This is a genomic window from Brachybacterium squillarum M-6-3 (assembly GCF_000225825.1).
Taxonomy (GTDB): domain Bacteria; phylum Actinomycetota; class Actinomycetes; order Actinomycetales; family Dermabacteraceae; genus Brachybacterium; species Brachybacterium squillarum.
The window spans coordinates 42,609-66,886 of sequence record NZ_AGBX01000008.1 but is presented as its reverse complement, the minus strand read 5'-3'; the positions used below and the strand labels follow the sequence as shown (position 1 = coordinate 66,886).

The window sequence follows — 24,278 nt, the reverse complement described above, 5'->3', positions numbered from 1 at the left end:
ATGCCCCGCATTCCGCTCACCTGGCTCGCCGAGCACGTCGAGCTGCCCGCCGACGCCACCGCCGCGCAGGTCGCCACCGACCTCTCCCGCGTGGGGCTCGAGGAGGAGGCCATCCACGGCGCCCAGATCACCGGCCCGCTCGTCGTCGGCCGCGTCCTGGAGCTCGTCAAGGAGCCGCAGAAGAACGGCAAGACCATCAACTGGGTGCGGGTCGACGTCGGCCCCGCGCACAACGAGGACGCCGACGACCCCAAGGACCCGCAGCCCGGCGCCGAGCGCCCCAGCCGCGGCATCATCTGTGGCGCCCACAACTTCGTCGAGGGCGACCTGGTGGTCGTCGCCCTGCCCGGCACCGTGCTGCCCGGCGACTTCGCCATCGCCGCGCGGAAGACCTACGGCCACACCTCCGACGGCATGATCTGCTCCGGCGAAGAGTTGGGCCTCGGCCCGGACCCCGCGGGGGAGGACGGCATCATCGTGCTCGGTCGCGGCCACGCGGAGGGCCTGAGTGCCGAACCCGGCGACGACGCCATCGCCCTGCTGGGCCTCGGCGACGAGGTCGTCGAGATCAACGTGACCCCCGACCGCGGCTACGCCTTCGCGATGCGTGGCGTGGCCCGCGAGTACGGCCACGCGACCGGCTCCGCCTTCACCGATCCGGTGCTCGCCATCGAGGAGCCGGAGGCCGGCCGCGGCGGAGTGCCCGTGCAGCTGCGAGACGAGTCCCCGATCCGGGACCGCGCCGGCGCCACCCGCTTCGTGGCGATGGAGGTGCGGGGCGTGGACGCCACCGCGGCCACCCCGCGCTGGATGGCCCGTCGCCTCACCCAGGCCGGGATGCGGCCCATCTCCCTGATCGTGGACGTCACCAACTACGTGATGCTCGACCTCGGACAGCCGCTGCACGCCTACGACGCCCACAGCCTGGTCGCCCCCATCGTGGTGCGCCGCGCCCGCGCCGGGGAGACCCTGCGCACCCTGGACGACGTCGAGCGCCGCCTGGATCCCGAGGACCTGCTGATCACGGACTGCGGCGGCGAGCAGGGAGATCGTGTGCTGGGCCTGGCCGGAGTGATGGGCGGTGCCGAGACCGAGGTCCACGATGGCACCCGCAACGTCGTCATCGAGGCCGCGACCTTCGATCCCGTCACGGTCGCCCGCACCGCCCGCCGCCACCGCCTGCCCAGCGAGGCCTCCAAGCGCTTCGAGCGCGGCGTGGACCCCGAGCTGCCGCTGCGCGCCGCCCGCCGCGCCGCAGAACTGATCGTCGAGCACGGCGGCGGCGAGATCGACCCCCGCGTCACCGACGAGGGCTCCGTGACCGCCCCCGCCCCGATCCGCCTGCGGACCGACGCCGCCGAGCGACTGATCGGCGTGCCCTACACGGCGGAGGAGGTCGTCGGTGCCCTGCGCGAGCTGGGCGCCGAGGTGGAGGACGCCGAGGACGGCACGCTGCGCGTGACCCCGCCGAGCTGGCGGCCCGACCTCACGATCCCCGAGGACCTCATCGAGGAGATCGCCCGCCTGCGCGGCTACGACCGCATCCCCTCGGTGCTGCCCGCCGCCCCCGCCGGCCGCGGACTCACCCCCGCCCAGCGCTGCCGCCGCGCCGTCACCCGCGCGCTCGCCGAGGCGGGCCTCACCGAGGTCACCTCCTACCCCTTCGTGGGCGCCGAGGTCTTCGAGGCCCTGCGCTACGAGGAGGGCGACGAGCGCCGCGACGCGGTGCGGCTGCTGAACCCGCTGGCCGAGGACGAGCCGCTGCTGCGCACCTCCCTGCTGCAGACCCTGCTGCCGGTGGCTCGTCGGAACCTCTCCCGCGGCGAGGAGTCGCTGGCGATCTTCCAGCGCGGCGCCACCGTGCGCCCCGGCGCCGGGGACGCCCCCGTCCCCGCGCCCGCCGCCCGCCCGAGCGCCGAGGAGCTCGCCGCGATCGACGCGGCCGTGCCCGTCCAGACCGGGGCGCTGGCCGCTCTGGTCGGCGGCGCCTCCGGCCCGGATTCCTGGTGGGGCAGCGCCGAGCCCTGGGGCTGGTCCGAGGCGATCGAGCTGGCCCGTCGTGCCGCCGCCGCGGCCGGAGTCGAACTCGAGGTGCGCCAGGCCCAGCAGGCCCCCTTCCACCCGGGCCGCACCGCCGAGCTCCGGGTCACCGCCGCCGACGGCAACGCCCAGGTGGTCGGCCACGCCGGGGAGCTGCACCCCGCCGTGATCGGCGCCTACGCCCTGCCGCCCCGCACCAGCGCCCTCGAGCTGGACCTGGAGGCCGTCATCGCGGCCGCCCCGGCCGTGGTGCGCGCCGTGCCGGTGCCCACCTTCCCGCTGGCCAAGGAGGACTTCGCCTTCGTCGTCGAGGAGTCGGTGCCCGCCGCCGCAGTGCACGCCGCGATCCTGCTGGGCGCCGGGGACCTCGCCGAGCAGGTGCACCTGTTCGACGACTTCACCGGCGAGCAGATCGGGGAGGGCAAGCGCTCCCTGGCCTTCGCGGTGCGCCTGCGCTCCGCCGAGGGCACCCTGGACGCCGAAGCGATCCGGGCCACCCGCGCCCGCATCGTCGACACGGTGGCCCGGGCCGTGGGCGGGGAACTGCGCGCGTGAGCACGCCCCAGCCCGGGGCCGGCGACCAGGCCTCGGGCCCCGGACCGTCGTCGCTCCCCGGCCCGCCCGCCCGTGCCGGCACGGCGGCCTGGGCGCTCGGCTTCCTGGCCTACCTGCCGATCCCCTTCGGCAACCTGGTGATCGCCGGGCTGGTCCAGCTCGTCGTCGGCCTCGCCCAGCGCAAGCACGGGGGAGTGGCCGCGGTGAACGGCGTGCGCGCCGCGAACTGGGGCCTGACGCTGCTGTGCTGGCCGGTGCTGATGGCGGTGGCGCTGCCGCTGGGCTACCTCACGGGCACCCCGACGCCGAGCGGCGCGACGGAGATCGCCCCCGTCATGGAGGCCGTCATCTTCGGCCTGATCGGGGTTTACGTCCTGCTGTGCATCGCGCAGATGATCTACTCCATCGCCGGCACCCTGCAGTCCAGCCGCGGCACGGCCGTACAGCTCCCGGTGATCCCCTTCCTGAGCGCCCCGCGCGACTGAGCCCGCCCGCCGCGCACGGGGCGCAGGACGCCCGTCCCGCCCGATCCGCCGGACGTGAGGCGGCGCACGCCCCCGCGATGTGCGTAGAAATGCAAACTCCCGTATAGTTCTGCGCATGATCTCGGAGCCCCTCTCCCCGTCCTCCGGACCAGACCCCCACCAGGGCGGACATCGCCCTCGCGTGGCCGTCGCCGGTGCCTCCGGCTACGCCGGCGGGGAGACCCTGCGCCTGCTCGCCGGTCACCCCGGGCTCGAGGTCGCCACCGTCACCGGGCATTCCTCCGCCGGGCGCCCGCTGTCCGAGGCGGTCCCGCACGTCGACCTGCCCGGCGAGCTCGTCCTCGCTGAGACCTCGGTCGGGACGCTGCGCGGCCACGACGTGGTGGTCCTCGCCCTCCCGCACGGCGAGTCCGGCCGGATCGCCGCCGCCCTGCGCGCCGAGGACCCGGACGTGCTGGTCGTGGACCTCGGCGCCGACCACCGCCTCGAGGACCCCGCCGACTGGGCCGACTACTACGTCGGGGAGCACTCCGGCACCTGGACCTACGGCATGCCCGAGCTGCCCCTGCACCTCGCGGCGGGGGAGACCGGCCCGACCCGGCAGCGGGAGCTGCTGTCCGCGGCCCGCGAGGTCGCCGTGCCCGGCTGCAACGCAACTGCCGTCACCCTGGCCCTCGCCCCGCTGGTGCGGGCCGGGCTGGTGGACCACACCGCCCTGTCCGCCGTGCTGCCCGTCGGATACTCCGGCGCCGGCCGCACCGCGAAGCCCCACCTGCTGTACTCCGAGGCGGCCGGGGGTGCCGCGCCCTACGGCGTCGGCGGCAGCCACCGCCACATCCCCGAGATCCTGCAGAACCTGCGCCGCAGCGCCGGGATCACCGACGCCCGCCTCACCTTCACCCCCGTGCTGGTGCCGATGAGCCGCGGCATCCTCGCCGTGGTCACCGCCCCCGCCGGCAACGGCGTCCGCGAGGCGGACCTGCTGGACGCCCTCGGCGCGGACTACGAGGGGGAGCCGGCCATCACCGTGCTGCCCGCCGGCTCCGTGCCCTCCACCCAGCAGGTCACCGGCGCGAACCTCGCCCGCATCGGCGCGACCGTCGACCGCCGCAGCGGCCAGGTGACCGTGCTCTGCGCGATCGACAACCTGGTCAAGGGCACCGCCGGCGCCGCCCTGCAGTCGATGAACCTCGCCCTCGGCCTGCCCGAGCACGCGGGCCTGAGCCGCACCGCGCTCGCCCCCTGACCCCGGCGCCCCCGCCGCCGTCCTTCCGCCCCCGCGCCCGTCCTCCGCGTCCGTCCTGTCAGGAGTCCACATGTCGATCACCCAGCCCCGCGGCTTCCGGGCCGCCGGCGTCCCCGCGGGCCTGAAGTCCACCGGCGCCCGCGACGTCGCCCTCGTGATCAACGACGGCCCCCGCGACGTCGCCGCCGCCGTCTTCACCGCCAACCGGGTCCAGGCCGCCCCCGTGCTGTGGAGCCGCCAGGCCGTGGCCGACGGCCGCGCCCGCGCCGTGGTGCTGAACTCCGGCGGCGCCAACGCATGCACCGGCCCCGAGGGCTTCGCCGACACCCACCGCACCGCCGAGCACACCGCCGACGTCCTCGACGTATCCGCCCAGGACGTGCTGGTCTGCTCCACCGGCCTGATCGGCGTGCGTCTCGACCTGGACGCCCTGCTGCCCGGCGTCGACGCCGCCGCCGCGGAGCTCGCCCCCGGTGATCAGGCCGACGAGGCCGCCGCCCGCGCCATCATGACCACCGACACGGTGCCCAAGACCGCCGCGACCGAGACCGCCTCCGGGGCGCGCGTGGCCGGCATCGCCAAGGGCGCCGGGATGCTCGCCCCGCAGCTCGCGACCATGCTGGTCGTGCTCACCACCGACGCCGACGTGGACGCCGAGACCGCCGACGCCGCCCTGCGCGAGGCCACCCGCACCAGCTTCGACCGGGTCGACTCCGACGCCTGCATGTCCACCAACGACACCGTGATCCTGCTGGCCTCTGGCGCCAGCGGCGTCGTGCCCGAGGTCGAGGAGCTCACCGAGGCCCTCCGCACCGTCAGCGCCGACCTCGCCCGCCAGCTCGTCGCCGACGCCGAGGGCGCGAGCCACGACATCCACGTCGTCGTCACCTCCGCCACCACCGAGCACGCGGCCTTGGCCGTCGCCCGCGAGATCGCCCGCTCCAACCTGGTCAAGGCCGCCGTCTTCGGCAACGACCCCAACTGGGGCCGCATCGTCGCCGCCGCCGGCTGCGTGCCCGAGACCCTCGCCCCCTTCGAGGTCACCGACCTCTCCGTCACCGTCAACGGTGTCGAGGTGTGCCGCGCAGGCGGCGCCCACCGCGACCGGGACGAGGTCGACATGACCCCGCGCGAGACCCTCATCGAGGTCGACCTCGGCGCCGGGGAGGCCACCGCCGACATCTGGACCAACGACCTCACCCACGACTACGTCGAAGAGAACAGCGCCTACTCCTCATGAGCTCCTCGAAGAATCCCCTGGCCGAGCTCACCCCCGCCCAGGCCGACGCCCGCGCCAAGTCCGGCATCCTCATCGAGGCGCTGCCCTGGATGCAGCGCTTCCAGGGCAAGATCGTCGTGGTCAAGTACGGCGGCAACGCCATGATCGACGAGGAGCTGCGCCGCGCCTTCGCCGCCGATGTGGTCTTCATGCGCCAGGCCGGGATCCACGTGGTCGTCGTCCACGGCGGCGGCCCCCAGATCAATGCGATGCTGCAGCGCGTCGGCATCGACTCCGAGTTCCGCGCCGGGCTGCGCGTCACCGACGCCGACACCATGGACGTGGTGCGGATGGTGCTGGTGGGCCAGGTGGGCCGCGAGCTGGTCGGCCTGATCAACGCCCACGGCCCGATGGCGATCGGCATGTCCGGGGAGGATGCGCGCCTGTTCGCCGCCCGCCGCCGCGGCGCGGAGGTGGACGGCGAGGCCGTGGACCTCGGCCACGTCGGCGCCGTCACCCAGGTGCGGCCCGAGTCGATCCGGGACCTGCTGGAGGCCGGGCGGATCCCCGTCGTCTCCTCCATCGCCCCCGAGATCGACGAGGAGGGCCGCCCCACCGGCGCCGTGCTGAACATCAACGCGGACCTCGCCGCCGCGGCCCTCGCCGCCGGGCTGGACGCCGAGAAACTGGTGGTCCTCACCGACGTGGAGGGCCTGTACCGGGACTGGCCGGACCGGGACTCGCTGATCCCGGAGATCTCCGCGAGCGAGCTGCGGGCCATGCTGCCCGAGCTCACCAGCGGCATGATCCCCAAGGCCGAGTCGCTGCTGGACGCGGTGGACGCCGGGGTGCGCACCGCCGCGATGATCGACGGCCGCATCGAGCATGCGGTGCTGCTGGAGGTGTTCACCGCCAAGGGCGTGGGCACCATGGTGAGGAGGGACGACTATGTCTGAGCCGACACGGACCCAGGGCGTGCAGACCGGGACCGACGAGCAGGACTACGCCGGCCGCTACGGCCGCGCCCTGACCGGCGTGTTCGGCACCCCGCAGCGGGTGCTGGTGCGCGGCGAGGGCATGCACGTCTGGGACGCCGAGGGGCGCGAGTACCTCGATCTGCTGGGCGGGATCGCCGTGAACGTGCTGGGCCACGCCCATCCGGACGTGGTCGCCGCGCTCGCGAAGCAGGCCGGCACCCTCGGCCACGTCTCCAACTTCTTCGCCACGCCTCCGCAGATCGAGCTGGCCGAGACCCTGCTGCGCCTGGCGGACGCCCCCGAGGGCTCCGGCGTGTTCTTCACGAACTCCGGCACCGAGGCCAACGAGGCGGCCTTCAAGATCGCCCGCCGCACCGGCCGTGGCCGCATCCTCGCGCTCGAGCAGTCCTTCCACGGCCGCACCATGGGCGCCCTCGCGCTCACCCACAAGGAGGCCTACCGGGCCCCCTTCGCGCCGCTGCCCGGCGGCGTCGAGTTCCTGCCGCGGGACGACGAGCAGGCCCTCGAGGCGGCGCTGGTCGGCGGGGACGTCGCCGCCGTGGTGATGGAGCCGATCCAGGGCGAGGCCGGCGTGATCCCGCTGAGCGAGAGCTACCTGCGCGCCGCCCGGAGGCTCACCCGCGAGCACGGAGCCCTGCTGATCCTCGACGAGGTCCAGACCGGCATCGGCCGGACGGGGGAGTGGTTCGCCCACCAGCAACTCGGCGACGTCACGCCCGACGTGATGACCCTGGCCAAGAGCCTCGGGGGAGGCTTCCCCATCGGCGCCGTGATCTCCTACGGCTCCGCCGTGAGGGACCTGCTGCAGCCCGGCCAGCACGGCACGACCTTCGGCGGGAACCCGCTGGGCGCCTCCGTGGCCCGCGCCGTGCTCGGCACCCTGGAGGAGGAGGGTCTGGTGCCCCGGGCCCGGCAGCTCGGCGCCGGCTTCGCCTCCCGCCTCGCCGAGCTCGCCGCCGCCGACCCCCGGGTGCTCGGCTCCCGCGGCGTCGGCCTGCTGCAGGGTGTGGCCCTGGCCGACCCGATCGCCGCCCAGGTGGTCACGGCCGGTCTCGAGCAGGGCTTCATCGTCAATGCCGCCAACCCCTCCACGGTGCGGCTGGCCCCGCCGCTCATCGTCACCGAGGCGCAGCTGGCGAGCTTCATCGAGACCCTGCCCGCCCTGCTGGACCGCGCCGAGGAGCTCGCCGGGCCCCCATCGCCCACGTCGACCGCCTCGCCCGCCCCCGAATCCGCTGTGCCCGCCCCGACGACCGGAACGAGGTCCTGAGATGCCCCGCCACTTCCTGCGTGACGACGACCTGAGCCCGGCCGAGCAGAAGGAGGTGCTCGCGCTCGCCCTGGAGATGACCGGTGACCGCCTCGCCCACCGCCCCTTCGCCGGGCCGCGCACCGTCGCGATCCTGTTCGACAAGTCCTCCACCCGCACCCGGGTCTCCTTCGCCACCGGCGTCGCCGAGCTCGGCGGCTCCCCGCTGGTGCTCGAGGCCGGCTCCAGCCAGCTCGGCCGGGGCGAGTCCGTCGCCGACACCACCCGGGTGCTCACCCGGATGGTCTCCACCATCGTGTGGCGCACCTTCGGTCAGGAGCGGATCGAGGAGATGGCCGCTTACTCCACGGTGCCGGTCATCAACGCCCTCACCGACGAGTTCCACCCCTGCCAGATCCTCGCCGACCTGGTCACCATCGCCCAGCACCGCGGCGGCCTCGCCGCCGACGGGGAGCCGGCCCTGGCCGGACGCTCGCTCGCCTACCTCGGCGACGGCGCCAACAACATGGCCCACTCCTACCTGCTGGGCGGGGTCACCGCCGGCATGGACGTGCGCATCGCCTCCCCGGGCAGCCACCGCCCCGACCCCGCGGTCCTCGCCGACGCCGAGCGCATCGCCGCGGCCACCGGCGGCTCCGTGACCGTCACCGACGACCCCGTCGCGGCCGTGCTCGGCGTGGACGCCGTCATCACCGACACCTGGGTCTCCATGGGCCAGGAGGGCGAGGACGGCCGCGACGTCGACCTCTTCGGGAAATACGCGGTCACCGAGGAGCTGATGTCCCGCTCCGGCTCCCCGGACAGCTCGGACGGCCCGGGCGCCCCCGGCGTGTTCCTGCACTGCCTGCCCGCCTACCGCGGCAAGGAGGTCGAGGCCGCCGTCATCGACGGTCCCGATTCGGTGGTCTGGGACGAGGCGGAGAACCGCCTGCACGCGCAGAAGGCCCTGATGACCTGGCTGTTCGAGCATCCCGACCAGGACTCGGCCGCGCACGCGGCACCGGGGGAGGAGCGACGATGACCGAGATCCGTCGCGGCCTCGCCCAGACCAAGACCTCCCGTCAGCAGCGGATCGTCGCGATCCTCGTGCAGCAGGAGGTGGGCTCCCAGTCCCACCTGGCTCGGCTGCTCGCCGAGGAGGGCATCGAGGTCACCCAGGCCACGCTCTCCCGCGACCTCGTCGAGCTGCAGGCCGAAAAGGTCCGCGGCTCCTCCGGCTCCCTGGTCTACCGCACCCCGCCCGAGGGCGGCGTGCCCCGCACCGCCACCCCCTCCATCGAGAGCGAGCTGCTCGAGGCCCGGCTGCCGCGCCTGGCCGAGGGGCTGCTGGTCTCCGCCGAGGCCAGCGCCAACATGGTGGTGGTGCGCACCCCGCCCGGGGCCGCCCAGTACCTGGCCAGCGCCCTGGACCGTTCGGTGATGCCCGATGTGCTGGGTACGATCGCGGGCGACGACACGGTGCTGCTGATCGCCCGCGACCCGGTCGGCGGGGAGCGGCTGGCCGCCCGCCTGCTCGACATCGCCGACGGCCGCCACGAGGAGGGGGAGTCCGAGCTCGACGACTCCATCCTCTGACCGACCCGTCGTCCCCCCGAACCTCCCGGGGACGCCGCCCGGCGTCCATCCGGACCCCTGCACCCCGACTCGCACCCAGGAGAACCATCCCGTGACCGACCGCATCGTCCTCGCCTACTCCGGCGGCCTCGACACCTCCGTGGCCATCGGCTGGATCCACGACGCCACCGGCGCCGACGTCATCGCCTGTGCGGTGGACGTCGGCCAGGGCGGAGAGGACCTCGAGGTGATCCGCCAGCGCGCCCTGGACTGCGGCGCCGTCGAGGCCTACGTGGCCGACGCCCGCGACGAGTTCGCCAACGACTACTGCATGCCCGCGCTGAAGACCAACGCGCTGTACATGGATGCCTACCCGGTGGTCTCCGCGATCTCCCGCCCCGTGATCACCAAGCACCTGGTGACCGCAGCCAAGCGCTTCGGCGCCTCCACCGTGGCCCACGGCTGCACCGGCAAGGGCAACGACCAGGTGCGTTTCGAGGTCTCGATCACCTCGCTGGCACCCGAACTGAAGTGCATCGCCCCGGTGCGCGACCTCGCCCTGACCCGCGACAAGGCCATCGACTACGCCGAGCGCAAGGGCCTGCCGATCGCCACCACCAAGCACAACCCCTTCTCGATCGACCAGAACGTGTGGGGCCGCGCCATCGAGACCGGCTTCCTCGAGGACATCTGGAATGAGCCCACCAAGGACGTCTACTCCTACACCGACGACCCGGCCTTCCCGCCGGTCGCCGACGAGGTGGTCCTCCGCTTCGAGCGCGGCATCCCCGTCGCCATCGACGGCCGCCCCGTCACCCCGCTGCAGGCCATCGAGGAGATGAACCGCCGTGCCGGCGCCCAGGGCGTGGGCCGCATCGACATCGTCGAGGACCGGCTGGTGGGCATCAAGTCCCGCGAGGTCTACGAGGCCCCCGGCGCGATGGCGCTGATCGCCGCCCACCAGGAGCTGGAGCGGGTCACCCTGGAGCGCGAGCAGTCCCGCTTCAAGCGCCAGGTCTCCGACCGCTGGACCGAGCTGGTCTACGACGGTCAGTGGTTCAGCCCGCTGAAGAAGTCCCTGGACGCCTTCGTCGACGACACCCAGCACTACGTCAACGGCGAGATCCGCATGCAGCTGCACGGCGGCCGCGCCACCGTCACCGGGCGCCGCTCCGAGACCGGCCTGTACGACTTCAACATGGCCACCTACGACGAGGGCGACGCCTTCGACCAGTCCCAGGCCCGCGGGTTCATCGAGATCTACGGGCTGGCCGCCAAGCAGGCCGCGGCCCGCGACGTGGCCAACGGCCGCGGCGAGGACCTCGGCGAGGACACCACCGGGGCGCAGGCGTGAGCCAGCACGACGCCGCGGCCGGACAGCCGGGCGCGAGCGCCGCCCTGTGGGGCGGGCGCTTCGGCTCCGGGCCCGCGGCGGCCCTTGCGGCGCTGTCGGTCTCGACCCACTTCGACTGGCGGCTGGCGCCCTACGACCTCGCGGGCTCCCGGGCCCATGCGGGCGTGCTGCACGCCGCCGGTCTGCTGGACGACGCCGAGCTGGCCGGCATGCGCGAGGCCCTGGACGTCCTGGGCGCGGACGTCGCCTCGGGCGCCTTCGCCCCGGCCCCGGACGACGAGGACGTGCACACCGCGCTCGAGCGCGGGCTCATCGAGCGGGCAGGCCCCGAGCTCGGCGGCAAGCTGCGTGCGGGACGCTCCCGCAACGACCAGATCGCCACCCTGATCCGGCTGTTCATCCGCGACCAGTCCCGGGCCGTCGGCGCGCAGGTGCTGGACCTGGTGGAGGTGCTCCTGGAGCGCGCACGGGAGGTGCACGGGGTGCCCATGCCGGGGCGCACCCACCTCCAGCACGCCCAGCCGCTGCTGCTGAGCCACCACCTGCTGGCCCACGCCTGGCCGCTGCTGCGCGACGTGCAGCGCCTGCGGGACCTTGATCGGCGGGCTGCGATCTCCCCCTACGGCTCCGGGGCGCTGGCGGGATCCAGTCTGGGCCTGGACCCGCAGACCGTCGCCCGCGACCTGGGCTTCACCGACTCGGTGTGGAACTCGATCGACGGCACCGCCTCCCGGGACCTCACCGCGGAGTTCTCCTTCGTGCTGGCCATGATCGGCATCGACCTCTCGCGGCTGGCGGAGGAGGTGATCCTGTGGAACACCAAGGAGTTCTCCTTCATCACCCTGGACGACTCCTTCTCCACCGGCTCCTCGATCATGCCGCAGAAGAAGAACCCGGACATCGCCGAGCTGGCCCGTGGCAAGGCCGGCCGCGTGGTGGGCGACCTGGTGGGGCTGCTGGCCACGCTCAAGGCGCTGCCGCTGGCCTACAACCGGGACCTGCAGGAGGACAAGGAGCCGGTCTTCGACCAGGTCGACTCCCTGGACCTGGTGTTGCCGGCCTTCACCGGGATGATGGCGACGCTGACCTTCCATCCCGAGCGGATGGCGGAGCTCGCGCCGCAGGGCTTCTCCCTGGCCACGGACATCGCGGACCACCTGGTGCGTCGCGGGGTGCCCTTCCGGGTGGCCCACGAGATCTCCGGCGCTTGCGTGAAGGTCGCCGAGGAGCAGGACAAGGAGCTGTGGGACCTCACGGACGCCGAGTTCGCGGGCATCTCCGAGCACCTGGACTCCTCCGTGCGCGAGGTGCTGACCGTCGAGGGCTCCATCGCCTCCCGCGACGCCAAGGGCGGCACCGCTCCCGTGCGCGTCGCCGAGCAGGGCGATGCGCTCGCCGCCGACGTCGCGGTGCTGCGTGATTTCGCCGCCTCCCCGGTGCTCCCGGCCTGACGGCACGGCGGGGGACCGGGCCGGTCGGTCCGGGACCCTGCCTCCCCGCCGTCCCCAGGCTGCCCGGTCACGCCCGGCGTGTATTCGGGCGACGCCACCGGCCCCCGTGGGGGAGAATGACCGCGGCGCCGTGACCACGCCGCCGCCCCGACCCGAGAGGACCCGATCGATGTCCACCGTCCTGGACGAGCTCGCCTGGCGAGGCCTCGTCGTGCAGACCACCGGGCGCGAGGCGCTCGGCCGCGCGCTGGCGGACGGACCGATCTCCCTGTATTGCGGCTTCGACCCGACCGCGGCCTCCCTTCACGTCGGCCACCTGACCCAGGTGCTCACCATGCGCCGCTTCCAGCTCGCCGGACACAAGCCCGTCGCCCTGGTCGGCGGGGCCACCGGCCTGATCGGCGACCCGCGCATGTCGGGGGAGCGGGTGCTGAACGACGAGTCCGTCGTCGCCGGCTGGGTGGATGCGCTGCGCGGCCAGATCTCCCGCTTCCTCGACCTGGAGGGGGAGCACGGCGTGCGGATGGTCAACAACCTCGACTGGATCGGGCAGATGGGCGCGCTGGAGTTCCTGCGCGACATCGGCAAGCACTACCGCATGGGCACGATGCTCGCGAAGGAGACCGTGGCCCGGCGGCTGGCCAGTGAGGAGGGCATCAGCTACACCGAGTTCTCCTACCAGGTGCTGCAGGGCATCGACTTCCTCGAGCTCTACCGCCGTCACGGCGTCACCCTGCAGTACGGGGGCAACGACCAGTGGGGGAACTTGCTCTCCGGGGTCGACCTGATCCACAAGGTGGAGGGCGCCGAGGCCCATGCGCTGACCACCCCACTGGTCACGAAGGCCGACGGCACCAAGTTCGGCAAGTCCGAGGGCGGCGCCGTGTGGCTCGACCCGGAGCTGACCAGTCCCTACGCCTTCCACCAGTTCTGGCTGAACGCCGCCGACGCCGACGTCATGAACTACCTGCGCTTCTTCACCTTCCGGGACCGGGAGGAGCTCGAGGAGCTGCAGGCCGTCACCGAGGCGGAACCGCATCGCCGCCGGGCGCAGCGGACCCTGGCGGACGACATGACCACCCTGGTCCACGGCGAGGAGGCCACCCGTCAGGCCACCGAGGCCGCGGCGGTCCTGTTCGGCCGGGGGGACGTGCGCTCCCTGGACGAGATGACGATAGGGGCCATTGCGGGGGAGCTGCCCGGGGCCGCGGCGGGCGGGACCACCGAGCTGGTGGACGCCTTCATCGCCGCCGGCATCGTGACCTCCAAGGGAGCCGCCCGCCGCGGCGCCGAGGAGGGCGGCCTCTCCGTGAACGGCCAGAAGGTGTCGACGGAGGACCTGGACCGGGAGCTGGGGGAGTTCGATCCCCTGCCCGGCGGGTACCTGCTGCTGCGCCGGGGCAAGAAGAACGCCGCCATGATCGAGCGCCGCGGCTGACCCCGGACCGATGACCATGCCACGCACCCCCATGACCCCCGCGGTCATGGGGGTGCGTCGCGTGCGGGGGAGCGAGGCCGGATGGGTGGGCCCGACGACGCGGACCCGACTGTGCGGACCCGTGGCCTCGGGCCGGGCGCGCACGTACCCCGCCCCCGGGCTTTTTGTCAGATCGACGTGATGGCCCTCTCAGACCTAGGTCACATCGGCCTCCGGGAGCGTTCACATTCACCCTTGATGATGCTCTGACCTGCGAAAACGGGGTGAACGGCGGGCGAACAGAGGGTCGCCCGGCCGGTTTGACGCGCCCCGCCGCGGCCCGTAGTGTTTTCTCTTGTCAGCACGGAAGATGCCGACACGGAAGGCCCGGAGGAACCCGCGAGGGGGGCACCGGAAGCCGGACGGGGACGCGACGGACGGACTGACCCGATCCCCTCGGGGAGCGGCCGTGGGAACGGAAGCGCAGGACTCTCCCCGCGAGAGGATGTGGCCCGGATCGCACGGAGCGGAGTTGAAACGGCTCCGGGGAACTGCTAGATTAGGTCCTCGTGCCGGAGCGACGAAGCGAACATCGCCGGTCGAACTGATCGCCGGCACGACGAGCCTCCGAAGCGAGCTGCAGAGCAGCGAGCGGACGATGTGCGCGTGTTGCTTGATATCTCAATAGCGTGTCTGTTTGTTGATGCCAATATTTTGATTGGCAGATTTTACGGATGATTAGCAGAAATGCTGGTTGTTTGTTGTTTGCCAGGTATGATTTTTCATTTTTTCATGGAGAGTTTGATCCTGGCTCAGGACGAACGCTGGCGGCGTGCTTAACACATGCAAGTCGAACGATGACGACCGTGCTTGCACGGTCTGATTAGTGGCGAACGGGTGAGTAACACGTGAGTAACCTGCCCCCCACTCTGGGATAACCTCGGGAAATCGGGGCTAATACCGGATATGAGCTCCTACCGCATGGTGGGTGCTGGAAAGTTTTTCGGTGGGGGATGGACTCGCGGCCTATCAGTTTGTTGGTGAGGTAATGGCTCACCAAGGCGATGACGGGTAGCCGGCCTGAGAGGGCGACCGGCCACACTGGGACTGAGACACGGCCCAGACTCCTACGGGAGGCAGCAGTGGGGAATATTGCACAATGGGCGAAAGCCTGATGCAGCGACGCCGCGTGGGGGATGACGGCCTTCGGGTTGTAAACCTCTTTCAGTAGGGAAGAAGCGAAAGTGACGGTACCTGCAGAAGAAGCGCCGGCTAACTACGTGCCAGCAGCCGCGGTAATACGTAGGGCGCAAGCGTTGTCCGGAATTATTGGGCGTAAAGAGCTTGTAGGTGGCTTGTCGCGTCTGCCGTGAAAACCCGAGGCTCAACCTCGGGCGTGCGGTGGGTACGGGCAGGCTAGAGTGTGGTAGGGGAGACTGGAACTCCTGGTGTAGCGGTGAAATGCGCAGATATCAGGAAGAACACCGATGGCGAAGGCAGGTCTCTGGGCCATTACTGACACTGAGAAGCGAAAGCATGGGGAGCGAACAGGATTAGATACCCTGGTAGTCCATGCCGTAAACGTTGGGCACTAGGTGTGGGGAACATTCCACGTTTTCCGCGCCGTAGCTAACGCATTAAGTGCCCCGCCTGGGGAGTACGGCCGCAAGGCTAAAACTCAAAGGAATTGACGGGGGCCCGCACAAGCGGCGGAGCATGCGGATTAATTCGATGCAACGCGAAGAACCTTACCAAGGCTTGACATGCACCGGACGACCTCAGAGATGGGGTTTTCTTTGGACTGGTGCACAGGTGGTGCATGGTTGTCGTCAGCTCGTGTCGTGAGATGTTGGGTTAAGTCCCGCAACGAGCGCAACCCTCGTTCCATGTTGCCAGCGCGTAATGGCGGGGACTCATGGGAGACTGCCGGGGTCAACTCGGAGGAAGGTGGGGACGACGTCAAATCATCATGCCCCTTATGTCTTGGGCTTCACGCATGCTACAATGGCCGGTACAATGGGTTGCGAAACTGTGAGGTGGAGCGAATCCCAAAAAGCCGGTCTCAGTTCGGATTGGGGTCTGCAACTCGACCCCATGAAGTCGGAGTCGCTAGTAATCGCAGATCAGCAACGCTGCGGTGAATACGTTCCCGGGCCTTGTACACACCGCCCGTCAAGTCACGAAAGTCGGTAACACCCGAAGCCAGTGGCCCATCCCTTGTGGAGGGAGCTGTCGAAGGTGGGATCGGTGATTGGGACTAAGTCGTAACAAGGTAGCCGTACCGGAAGGTGCGGCTGGATCACCTCCTTTCTAAGGAGCATCACCAAGTAATGGTGGCCATCTGCTCACCCGCGTGTGGTGGGGGTGGTTGCTCATGGGTGGAACATCAACGAATGGGCACTTCGCCGGCTCGGCGAGGCATGGAGTACTCCCTTGTGGATGGAAACGTGCTGGTTCGAGTGGGTTTGAGGTGGAGACACGCTATTGGGTTGTGAGGCTGCACGCGGCCTGCCGTCATCTTCGGGTGGCTGGTGGGTGTGTGGCTGGTCCTCCCCGTCATCGTCTGCATGTGGTGCAGGTGGTGGGGGTGTGGGGTTGTTTCTTGAGAACTACATAGTGGACGCGAGCATCTTGTAAGCAATTTTAGTGTCTTTGTGTGTTGCCAAGTCTTAAAGGGCGCACGGTGAATGCCTGGGCACGAGGAGCCGACGAAGGACGTAGGAGTCTGCGATAAGCCTCGGGGAGGTGACAACCGACCTGTGATCCGAGGATGTCCGAATGGGGAAACCCACCGGGAGTCATGTCTCGGTACCCGCCACTGAATGTATAGGTGGTGTGGAGGGAACGCGGGGAAGTGAAACATCTCAGTACCCGCAGGAAGAGAAAACAAATAGTGATTCCGTGAGTAGTGGCGAGCGAAAGCGGATGAGGCTAAACCTGGTCTGTGTGATACCCGGTAGGGGTTGCAGGCTGGGGGTTGTGGGACGCATGTGGTCTTTCTACCGGAAGGCCGGCGTGGACGTGTGATGGTAGTCGAAGTCGTGTTGAGAGCGACGGCGTAGAGGGTGTGACCCCCGTAGACGAAACTGTGACGCGGCGTTATTGCTGTTCCCGAGTAGCACCGGGCCCGTGAAATCCGGTGTGAATCTGCCAGGACCACCTGGTAAGCCTGAATACTACCTCGTGACCGATAGCGGACAAGTACCGTGAGGGAAAGGTGAAAAGTACCCCGGGAGGGGAGTGAAATAGTACCTGAAACCGTGCGCTTACAATCCGTCGGAGCCTTGAGGGGTGACGGCGTGCCTTTTGAAGAATGAGCCTGCGAGTTAGTGGTCGGTGGCGAGGTTAACCCGTGTGGGGTAGCCGTAGCGAAAGCGAGTCTGAACGGGGCGTTCAGTCGCCGGCTCTAGACCCGAAGCGAAGTGATCTATCCATGGGCAGTGTGAAGCGCGGGTAAGACCGCGTGGAGGCGCGAACCCACTTCAGTTGAAAATGGAGGGGATGACCTGTGGATAGGGGTGAAAGGCCAATCAAACTTCGTGATAGCTGGTTCTCCCCGAAATGCATTTAGGTGCAGCGTTGCGTGTTTCGTGCCGGAGGTAGAGCACTGGATAGGCGATGGGCCCCACCGGGTTACTGACCTTAGCCAAACTCCGAATGCCGGTACGTGAGAGCGCAGCAGTGAGACCGTGGGGGATAAGCTTCATGGTCGAGAGGGAAACAGCCCAGAACATCAGCTAAGGCCCCTAAGCGTGTGCTAAGTGGAAAAGGATGTGGAGTTGCTGAGACAACCAGGAGGTTGGCTTAGAAGCAGCCACCCTTGAAAGAGTGCGTAATAGCTCACTGGTCAAGTGATTCTGCGCCGACAATGTAGCGGGGCTCAAGTACACCGCCGAAGCTGTGTCATTCCGGTTTGTGCCGGGATGGGTAGGGGAGCGTCGAGCAGCCAGCGAAGCCGCGGGGTAACCCAGTGGTGGAGGCTGTTCGAGTGAGAATGCAGGCATGAGTAGCGAAAGACGGGTGAGAAACCCGTCCGCCGATTGATCAAGGGTTCCAGGGCCAGGTTAATCCGCCCTGGGTTAGTCGGGACCTAAGGCGAGGCCGACAGGCGTAGTCGATGGACATCGGGTTGATATTCCCGAACCGATCGTAGGAGGACCCATACCGAGGCGGCTGATGCTAACCACCCGATCTGTGTTCCCGCCCTTCGGGGCGGGTGTCATGGTGAGGCTGGGAACCAAGGCCGTAGTAGGTCAGCGTATGGAATGACGCAGAGAGGTAGCTTCCGCGGACTTAATGGAATAGTCCGTCTAAGCGTGCAGCCCGACCCCGGGTAATGCTGGGGTCATGAGGGTCAGACGTGATGGGGATCCCGTATGGGCGAAGGTGAGTGATCCTGTACTGCCTAGAAAAGTTCCGGCGTGACGAATACGGTCGCCCGTACCCTAAACCGACTCAGGTGATCAGGTAGAGAATACCGAGGCGTTCGAGAGAATCGTGGTTAAGGAACTCGGCAAAATGCCCCCGTAACTTCGGGAGAAGGGGGGCCCTCGGGGTGAGAGCCCTGTGGGCCGCAGAGACCAGGGAGAAGCGACTGTTTACTAAAAACACAGGTCCGTGCGAAGTCGTAAGACGCTGTATACGGACTGACGCCTGCCCGGTGCTGGAAGGTTAAGAGGACCGGTTAGATCTTCGGATCGAAGCTGAGAATTTAAGCCCCAGTAAACGGCGGTGGTAACTATAACCATCCTAAGGTAGCGAAATTCCTTGTCGGGTAAGTTCCGACCTGCACGAATGGCGTAACGACTTCTCCACTGTCTCAACCGCGAACTCGGCGAAATTGCATTACGAGTAAAGATGCTCGTTACGCGCAGCAGGACGGAAAGACCCCGGGACCTTTACTATAGTTTGATATTGGTGTTCGGGACGGCTTGTGTAGGATAGGTGGGAGACTGGGAAGCATTCACGCCAGTGAGTGTGGAGTCGTTGTTGAAATACCACTCTGGTCGTTCTGGATTCCTAACCTCGGTCCGTGATCCGGATCAGGGACAGTGTCTGATGGGTAGTTTAACTGGGGCGGTTGCCTCCCAAAAAGTAACGGAGGCGCTCAAAGGTTCCCTCAGCCTGGTTGGCAATCAGGTGTTGAGTGTAAGTGCACAAGGGAGCTTGACTGCGAGACAGACATGTCGGGCAGGTGCGAAAGCAGGAACTAGTGATCCGGCACCTCATTGTGGAATGGGTGTCGCTCAACGGATAAAAGGTACCCCGGGGATAACAGGCTGATCTTGCCCAAGAGCTCATATCGACGGCATGGTTTGGCACCTCGATGTCGGCTCGTCGCATCCTGGGGCTGGAGTTGGTCCCAAGGGTTAGGCTGTTCGCCTATTAAAGCGGTACGCGAGCTGGGTTTAGAACGTCGTGAGACAGTTCGGTCCCTATCCGCTGCGCGCGTTGGATATTTGAGAAGACCTGTCCCTAGTACGAGAGGACCGGGATGGACTGACCTCTGGTGTGCCAGTTGTTCTGCCAAGAGCATGGCTGGTTGGCTACGTCGGGAAGGGATAACCGCTGAAAGCATCTAAGCGGGAAGCCTGCTTCAAGATGAGATATCCGTGCACCTTGTGTGTGGGAGGCCCCCAGTAGATGACTGGGTTGATAGGCCAGATGTGGAAGCGCGGTAACGTGTGGAGCTGACTGGTACTAATGGCCGATGACTTATCAACACATTTCTTGTGCTTTTTGTGCGTTCGCGTCCACTGTGTGGTTCTGGAGGAACAACCCCGGGACACCTGCCCTTGCGGGGGTCTGGGTGTTCGTGGATCGGTTGGGTCTCATCGTGTTACGGCGGTCATAGCGTCGAGGAAACGCCCGGTTCCATTCCGAACCCGGAAGCTAAGCTCGATTGCGCCGATGGTACTGCACTCGGGAGGGTGTGGGAGAGTAGGTCGCCGCCGGACATCTTCACCGATCAAGGGGTGAGGACACGACGCAGAGATCCTGTGGGTCTCGCCGTGCCCTCGCCCCTTTTTCATGCCCGCACACCCCTCGGGGTGTGCGGGCGTTTCTGTGTCCGGTGGTCGTCGAGGGAGAGTCACCTGGGCACGCGAGTGCTTCCGTGCCCGCGGAAGTACACGGAGGAGGAGTGATCAGGGCGCGGGTGCCCTCGGGTGCGGGGAGTGCGCCCTATGCCACCCCGGGCGGTCGGTTCCTCCCGGGACCGCCCGGGTAGACTGGGCTCTCGCACGATCCGGTTCCACCGGCCCCGTGGCGGACCCCGCCACCACCCACCCTTCGACGGGGAGTACCGCTCCGACCGTCGCCGACCGTCAGGAGAGCCATGCCGCCCACGCTGCCGGCCGTTCCCGACATCGACGAGGATCTCGCGGGAAGCGTCGCCGACCGGCTCCTCCTGGTCGAGGACCGTCTGCGCGAGTCGGTCGCCACCAGCGATGACATGGCCCGCTGGACCGCGCGCCACCTGATGGACGCCGGTGGCAAACGCGTGCGCCCCATGCTGGTGCTGCTGGCCGCCTCCCTCGGCGACGTGGACGCCCCCGGCGTCGTGGACGCCGGAGCTCTGGTGGAGCTGACCCACCTGGCCAGCCTTTATCACGACGACGTGATGGACGCGGCACCCACCCGGCGCGGGGCACAGAGCGCCCACAGCATCTGGGGCAACAACGTCGCCATCCTCACCGGTGACTTCCTCTTCGCCCGCGCGAGCGCGCTCAGCGCCGGCATCAGCACCGAGGCCGTCCGTCTGCACTCCCACACCTTCGAGCGACTGTGCCTCGGCCAGCTGCACGAGACCGTCGGCCCGCAGGAGGGGGAGGACCCCTTCGACCACTACATCTCGGTGCTCGCCGACAAGACCGCATCCCTGCTCGCCCTCGCCGGTGAGCTCGGGGCCTCCCAGTCCGGCGCACCCGAGGGCAGCGCGGAGATCATGCGCCGCTACGGCGAGAAGGTCGGCGTGGCCTTCCAGCTCGCCGACGACGTGCTCGACCTCGGCAGCGACCACTCCACCAGCGGCAAGACCCCCGGCACCGACCTCCGCGACGGCGTGCCCACCATGCCCACCCTCCTGGTGCGCCGGCGTGCCGCCGAGCAGGACGACCCCCGCACCCGGGAGATCATCAAGCGCCTCGACGGCGACCTCTCCTCCGATGCGGAGCTCGCCACCCTGGTCACCTTGCTGCGGGAGGATCCCGCCCTCGCGGAGACCCAGGCCCTCGCGTCCCGGACCGCTGACGAGGCCGTGGAGATCCTCAGCGAGCTGCCTGAGGGGTCCGTCCGCGAGGCCCTCACCACCTTCACCCGCAGTCTGGTCGAGCGCCGCAGCTGAGCCCCGGGCCCACGGCGACCGCGGCCTTCGGTCTCCCCCACGGGCGCTGGTCCTCCCCACCGCCTGGTCGTCCCCGCCGGGGCGCCCTCCGCCTCGCCGCGTCCCTGCTCCTCCTAGCCTGGCCAGCATCACGGTCGGCGCAGCTGCCGGCCTGCCGCCGTGGCCGGCGGCCCGCAGGCGGAGGATCGAGGGGACCACATGGCACGCACACCGACACCCCGGGAACCACGGAGAGCATCCGGACCGACCGACCCCTTGGCACCGCCCCCGAGCCTCACCCGAAGCCGACTGCTCGGGCCCGGCTTCCTCGCGCTCGGTCTGACAGCCCTCGGCGCGCTCGCAGCGCGACAGCCCACCTCGCCGACCGTCGTCCCCGCGCCCTCGAGCGGAGGACTCTGGACCCTCGACGCCACGCGCGGACTCCTCGCCCGTGTCCACCTCGACGCCCGCCGGGTCGACGCCCTGGTCCCCGCGGCCGCGGGCACCACCGCCGTCCTCTCCACCGCGCACGCGCTGCTCCAGCTAGGGCCCGCTGGTCTCACCCCCGTCGACCCGTGCACCCTCCGCCAGGGCCTCCCGTTCACCCTGCCCGAGGGGAGCCGCATCGCGCTCGGGGCGGACCGCCTCGCCGTCGCGACCCCCGACGGCGCCGTGCGAGTCCTCGACGCCACGGCGCTGCCGCCCGGGGGACTGACCTCCGTGGCCCCCGCCCATCGTGCCGCCACCGGGCCGTGCCCGATCGTCGTCGACCTCCACGGCGGAGCCCACCTCCTCGACGGGACCACCCTGCACAGCCTGCCCCGCCGAGACGTCGCCTCCGAGATCATTCCGCGGTCCGCCATCGACCTCCCCGGACTCACAGCCGACCCCGCGGCCCTCGAGCTCAGCACCGTGGGGGAGCATCCGATCGTGCTGGACCGGGAGCATCGCCTCCTGCGCACACCCGGCCGCGTCCTGGACCCCTCGCGACACGGCGTCACCGACCTCGCCTCGGCCCGGCTGCAGCGTCCCGGTCCCGACGCCGCCGACATCCTGGTCGCCACGGGGGACGCCCTGATCGCGCTGCCTCGAGACGGATCCGCTCCGCGGCGACGACCGGCCGGGGCCTCCGCCGTCCCGCTTCCGCCGGTGCGCACCCGCCACGGAGCGTGCGGCGTCTGGCAGGACCCGGCCCGCGTGCTCCGGTGCGGCCCCGAGCACGCGCCGCAGCTGTTCGACCTGCCCTCCCTCCCCGCCGACGCGTCCCTCGCGCTGCACGCCCAGGGTGATCTGCTGCTGCTCGAGGACCGCCGCTCCGGCTGGTGCCACGTGCTCGACGAGGACCCGGCATCCCTGGAACTCGGCCCTGAACTCACGATCCTCCAGGAGCAGCGATGAGCGCCCCGGCCCCCGCCGTCCCGGGCATGACCGATGCCCAGGCCGGATGGTTCGCCGACACGGGAGACCTCATCGCCCGGGATCTCGACGACCAGCTCCCCGGCGCCCCGTACGCGGTCCGCTTCGGCGTCCTCGCCCTCATGGCCGGTGGTCCGCTCTGGCTCGCGGGCGCCCCCGGCACCGGGAAGTCCACCCTCGCCCACGCCCTGGGCGGCTGCGTCCAGGGACTCGCGCCGGTCACCGTCCCCGGACCGGACCCCCGGGTTGAGCTCCTGCTGCTCGATCTCTGCCCGGGGGAGTGGCGTGCCGTCCAGCCGGCGGTGCTCGGCCGAGAGGAGGCCGACGTCCGCCCTGCGCCGCTGCTGACGGTCATCTCCTCCCACGAGGACCCGGATACGGGTGAGAGCGGCCCGTCACAGGCCGTGCGCGACCGCATCCTGCTGCGGACGCCGATGGGTCTCCCCGATCATGCCGCCACCGTGCGGCTGCTCTCCCGGCATCCGGCGACGTCCGCCGCGCCCGCGCGCCCGCCGCTCCTGACCCGGGAGGCCCTGCACGACATGCGAGCACTCGCCTCCACGGTCGAGCTGAGCGCACCTCTGCACGGCTACCTCGCCCACCTGATGGAGGAGACCCACCGTCGCGCCGAGCTCCGCGGCGGCGTCTCCCCGCGTGCCGGTCTCGACCTCGTCCGCGCGGTGCGCACCCGAGCGGCCCTCGCGGGACGCCCCCGCGCCGTCCCCGCGGACATCCAGGCGCTTCTGCATCCCGTGTGGGCCCATCGCCTTTGTCTGGACGCCGAGGCGGAGTACGCCGGCAGCACCGTCGACGACGTCCTCCGGTCCGTCCTCGGGTCGGTCTCCGCCCCCCGAGTCCGCGGGCGCGGCGCATGAGCGGGGCCGGTCCCCGGGCGTCGAACCGGGCGGCGCGCTCCCTGGGCCTGACCTCCCGCGGGACGGGGGTCCTGCTGCTGGCCGCGGGCACTGCCGCACTGAGCATCCTCAGCCCTCTCGCGGAGCTGCGGGCCGTGGCGCTCACCCTGGTGCTCGGCCTCCTGGCCGCCGGCGTGGCCGCGCTGCCCGTCCGGAGGCGGCACCTCGGCCTGACCGCCTCGACACCGCGCACCCCGACCGGCACCGGGACCGTGCTGACCCTCTCCGCCCGCCACCCCGGGCGCCGGATGCTGCCCGCGGTGACCCTGCAGCTCCCGGAGACAGGGGAGGAGGCCGGCCCTGTCGCGGTCACGCTGCCGGCGATGCCCCCCGGAGCCGAGCACCGGCAGCGGATCCCGATCACCCCCGGTCGCCGTGCCGTGCGGATGCTCGGGCCCCTGCGAGAGATCCGGGAGGACTCGCTCGGTCTCTGGCGGCGCACCGTGCACCACGGGAGCGCGGCGACGGTCACCGTGGCCCCGCGCAGCGTGCGGCTGACGGGGGTGCCCGTCGCGGAGGTCCACGCCCGTCTGCATCCCCCGCTGATCGGCTCCGAGCACGCGCAGGAGCTCGCCCTCGCGGTGCTGCACTCCCTCGCCCTGCGCACGGCCGTGTCCGGGGCGCCGCTCCGCGTGCACCTGGAGGGTCGGGCGCGTGCGGTGCGCTCCCTCGCCGAGCTGCAGGACGAGCTGGCCCGCTGGACCTGGTCCCCCGCGGACATCCCCGCGGCCCCGCCGGCGCGCCACGGGACCTCTGCCCGGATCCTGGTCACCGGCTCCGGGGCGGGGCCGCGCGTGCTCGCCGCCTGGTCCGGGCCGTCCGCCGACGCCCGCCTCGTCATCCGCTGCGCGGGCACCGGATCCACCCGTCGGACCGCCGTGGCCGGCCTCCCCGTGGTGGACCTCGCCCGGCTCGAGGACCTCCCGCGCGCCCTCGACCCGGTCGGAGCCGCCTCCCGGGACCTGGCCCGGACCCCGACCGCGACGACGCCGGACGCGGGGGTGACCGCATGAGCTCGTCCCGCCGGCCCCCACG

At 70.1% G+C, this 24,278-nt stretch carries 15 protein-coding genes and 3 rRNA genes; all 18 read left to right on the top strand.

The window, feature by feature from the left end; genetic code table 11:
• The 18 genes from pheT to OM98_RS13555 all read left to right on the top strand — a co-directional run bounded on the left by pheT (position 1) and on the right by OM98_RS13555 (position 24,256).
• On the top strand, positions 1-2,595 hold the full coding sequence (pheT, locus tag OM98_RS13640) for a phenylalanine--tRNA ligase subunit beta (RefSeq protein ID WP_010535188.1): 2,595 nt from the start codon (positions 1-3) through the stop codon (positions 2,593-2,595).
• Positions 2,592-3,080, top strand: a complete 489-nt coding sequence (locus OM98_RS13635) for a magnetosome magnetite crystal formation protein family (RefSeq protein WP_010535187.1) — start codon at positions 2,592-2,594, stop codon at positions 3,078-3,080. The genes pheT and OM98_RS13635 overlap by 4 nt, the downstream gene beginning before the upstream one ends.
• A 115-nt stretch (positions 3,081-3,195) precedes the next feature.
• Positions 3,196-4,326, top strand: a complete 1,131-nt coding sequence (gene argC / locus OM98_RS13630) for an N-acetyl-gamma-glutamyl-phosphate reductase (protein ID WP_083837793.1) — start codon at positions 3,196-3,198, stop codon at positions 4,324-4,326.
• Between the two features lie 70 nt (positions 4,327-4,396).
• Positions 4,397-5,566 carry a bifunctional glutamate N-acetyltransferase/amino-acid acetyltransferase ArgJ gene (gene argJ / locus OM98_RS13625; protein WP_010535185.1) on the top strand — a complete coding sequence of 390 codons (1,170 nt, stop codon included), beginning with the start codon at positions 4,397-4,399 and terminating at the stop codon, positions 5,564-5,566.
• A complete protein-coding gene (gene argB / locus OM98_RS13620) occupies positions 5,563-6,501 on the top strand; it encodes an acetylglutamate kinase (protein ID WP_010535184.1) in 939 nt (312 codons plus the stop codon). Before argJ ends, argB begins: the two co-directional genes overlap by 4 nt.
• Positions 6,494-7,813 carry an acetylornithine transaminase gene (locus tag OM98_RS13615; RefSeq protein ID WP_010535183.1) on the top strand — a complete coding sequence of 440 codons (1,320 nt, stop codon included), beginning with the start codon at positions 6,494-6,496 and terminating at the stop codon, positions 7,811-7,813. Before argB ends, OM98_RS13615 begins: the two co-directional genes overlap by 8 nt.
• 1 nt (position 7,814) lies before the next feature.
• Positions 7,815-8,834: an ornithine carbamoyltransferase gene (gene argF / locus OM98_RS13610; RefSeq protein ID WP_010535182.1), complete on the top strand. Its 1,020-nt coding sequence runs from the start codon at positions 7,815-7,817 to the stop codon at positions 8,832-8,834.
• Entirely contained in the window at positions 8,831-9,388 is a 558-nt protein-coding gene (locus tag OM98_RS13605) for an arginine repressor (RefSeq protein ID WP_010535181.1), read from the top strand. The genes argF and OM98_RS13605 overlap by 4 nt, the downstream gene beginning before the upstream one ends.
• A 91-nt stretch (positions 9,389-9,479) precedes the next feature.
• Entirely contained in the window at positions 9,480-10,721 is a 1,242-nt protein-coding gene (locus OM98_RS13600; protein ID WP_010535180.1) for an argininosuccinate synthase, read from the top strand.
• Entirely contained in the window at positions 10,718-12,172 is a 1,455-nt protein-coding gene (gene argH / locus OM98_RS13595; protein WP_010535179.1) for an argininosuccinate lyase, read from the top strand. The genes OM98_RS13600 and argH overlap by 4 nt, the downstream gene beginning before the upstream one ends.
• A gap of 169 nt (positions 12,173-12,341) precedes the next feature.
• Complete coding sequence (gene tyrS / locus OM98_RS13590) at positions 12,342-13,610, top strand: tyrosine--tRNA ligase (RefSeq protein WP_010535178.1); 1,269 nt, start codon at positions 12,342-12,344, stop codon at positions 13,608-13,610.
• Between the two features lie 768 nt (positions 13,611-14,378).
• Positions 14,379-15,899: ribosomal RNA gene (locus tag OM98_RS13585) — 16S ribosomal RNA — on the top strand.
• Positions 15,900-16,249: 350 nt separating this feature from the next.
• Positions 16,250-19,312, top strand: a 23S ribosomal RNA gene (locus OM98_RS13580).
• Positions 19,313-19,429: 117 nt separating this feature from the next.
• Positions 19,430-19,546: ribosomal RNA gene (gene rrf / locus OM98_RS13575) — 5S ribosomal RNA — on the top strand.
• The 16S, 23S and 5S rRNA genes sit together here, the layout of an rRNA operon.
• A gap of 380 nt (positions 19,547-19,926) precedes the next feature.
• On the top strand, positions 19,927-20,934 hold the full coding sequence (locus tag OM98_RS13570) for a polyprenyl synthetase family protein (protein WP_010535177.1): 1,008 nt from the start codon (positions 19,927-19,929) through the stop codon (positions 20,932-20,934).
• Between the two features lie 255 nt (positions 20,935-21,189).
• Positions 21,190-22,311, top strand: a complete 1,122-nt coding sequence (locus OM98_RS13565; RefSeq protein ID WP_010535176.1) for a hypothetical protein — start codon at positions 21,190-21,192, stop codon at positions 22,309-22,311.
• On the top strand, positions 22,308-23,204 hold the full coding sequence (locus OM98_RS15690; protein WP_010535175.1) for an AAA family ATPase: 897 nt from the start codon (positions 22,308-22,310) through the stop codon (positions 23,202-23,204). The genes OM98_RS13565 and OM98_RS15690 overlap by 4 nt, the downstream gene beginning before the upstream one ends.
• Positions 23,201-24,256, top strand: a complete 1,056-nt coding sequence (locus OM98_RS13555; protein WP_010535174.1) for a hypothetical protein — start codon at positions 23,201-23,203, stop codon at positions 24,254-24,256. Before OM98_RS15690 ends, OM98_RS13555 begins: the two co-directional genes overlap by 4 nt.
• The last annotated feature ends 22 nt before the right edge of the window (positions 24,257-24,278 follow it).